Annotated in this window: 2 protein-coding genes; one reads left to right on the plus strand and one right to left on the minus strand. The window is 40.1% G+C overall.

Features of this window, described 5'->3' with window-relative positions; genetic code table 11:
* Positions 1-66: 66 nt before the first annotated feature.
* Complete coding sequence (tnpA, locus tag F6K15_RS37830; RefSeq protein ID WP_293071229.1) at positions 67-480, minus strand: IS200/IS605 family transposase; 414 nt, start codon at positions 478-480, stop codon at positions 67-69.
* An 80-nt stretch (positions 481-560) separates the two neighbouring features.
* Between tnpA and F6K15_RS37835 the strand changes: the two genes are divergently transcribed.
* A complete protein-coding gene (locus F6K15_RS37835) occupies positions 561-1,982 on the plus strand; it encodes a transposase (protein ID WP_293071228.1) in 1,422 nt (473 codons plus the stop codon).
* Positions 1,983-2,004 lie beyond the last annotated feature (22 nt).

Consider the following 2,004-nt stretch of genomic DNA (forward strand, 5'->3'; position numbering starts at 1 on the left):
TTTAACTCCCCCGGCGGGAAGTCCCGCGCTCTCCCGTAGGGGAGCGTCGTATGGGAAAGCCGGGCGTTATGTGTGTGGTTCGTCCTGATTTTCTATATACTTCTTTAGCACTGAAACACTGACGCCACCACAGCTAGCAATAAAGTAAGATTCACTCCAAAACACAGCTTTGAAATAAGCTTTATTGATTTGTTCTGAAAACTCTGTTCTCAGCCTTCTGCTGCTTACAGATTTTAGATTGGTAACAAATTTAGGCAACTCAAGCTGTGGGTAGTATTGGAATAGCAAGTGTACATGGTCGGGTTCACCATTAAACTCTATTAGTTTGCACTCCCATTTAGTGCATAGATTGTCTACTATTTCTCCTAATCGTTTGAGCATCTCCTGATTGATTACTTTTTTTCTATATTTTGTTACTAAGACTAAGTGAGCTTTCATGTCAGATACGGCTCTGCCACTAGATACAAAATCTTTTTTCATAATTATTTTGCTATAGCTGTTGACAATTGTATATACAGTCATTATAATAACAGATGTATAGTGCAGGAATTCAAATCTCTATGCTATTGAAATACAAGTACAAGCTAAAACCACATAAAAGTCATACAGTTATTATTGCTAATTGGTTAGAAATGGCCCGAAAGCAATATAACTATCGTTTGGCTGAAAGGTTAAACTGGTTTGAAGCAACGCGTACACCAGTTAATGCTTGTCCACTTAATGTTTCAGTAGTACCTGTAGAACGGATTTATCAAAATATTCCGGAGTTGAGAACGCAAACGCGCGACGGTAGGAAAAAGGATAGTAATGGTCATCCGATAACAAAGAAAGGAGATAAGCACCCGAACATAGTTAATGGTTATGTTTTGTGGGAAACGGTACAGCTAGCGGATTTAGCACAGACTAAAAAACTCTTCCCTGAGTATAAGTCTATGCACTCCCAGGTTCTTCAAGACGTTATTCAGCGCGTGCAAACCACAATGGATAACTTTACTTTACCTGACAAAAACGGCAAAACCAGTGGTAGACCGAAATTCAAGGGAAGGCATTATTATAACTCGTTCAGTTATCCTCAGTTATCAAAAACCAATATTGTTAAAAATGCTAACGGTCGTTTTTGTGTCAATTTACCAAAAATTGGCCTAATCCCCTTCCTGTACAATCGCCCAATACCAGAAGGTTTCAAGGTTAAGACGGGTACAGTAATTCGAGAAGCGGATGGATACTATATCAGTTTCACAATCGAAGATAAGACTGTGCCTTATGAGGTTGTAGAAATTCAACCCACCGAAGATAACTCAAAGGGTATTGACTTGGGATTATTACACTATGCTGTTACATCTGATGGGGAGTTTATAGAAGTCCCTAAGTTTTTTAGACTCTCTGAACATCGTTTGTCTAAACTTCAAATGAGATTGGCTAAGAAACCAAAGCACTCAAAACCTTGGAAAATTCTCAAGCGTAAGATAGCGAAACTGCATCAACTAATAGCGAGGCAAAGATTAGACTGGCAATTCAAACTTGCTTATCATCTGTTTTCGGATGTAAATGTTATGTTCATCGAAGACTTGCAAATAGCTAATTTAGTCCGACGTTGCAAGGCCAAGTTAGGCGATAATGGTCAATTTTTACCCAACGGCCAATCAGTCAAATCAGGGCTGAATAAGTCTTTGCAAGATGCAGCCTTTGGTAAGTTTGTTCAGATTCTAGAGTATGTTGCCTGGAAACTAGGCAAAAGAATTATCAAAGTAGACCCAAAAGGAACATCTCAGCATTGTTGGGAATGTTTGAGCAAAGTACCTAAAAGCTTATCCGAACGTTGGCATTCCTGTCCGGAGTGTGGACAGGAACTAGATAGGGACTATAACTCGGCACTTCTGATACAGAAAATTGGATTGTTATCAACACAGGAGGAGGACATCACTTCTGTTAACACTGCGGTCAGGGCTTCCTTGGCTGAAGAATCCCGCGCTCTCCCGTAGGGGAGCGTCGGGAGTATGTCAA

It is taken from the genome of Okeania sp. SIO2B3, assembly GCF_010672525.1.
GTDB lineage: Bacteria > Cyanobacteriota > Cyanobacteriia > Cyanobacteriales > Microcoleaceae > Okeania.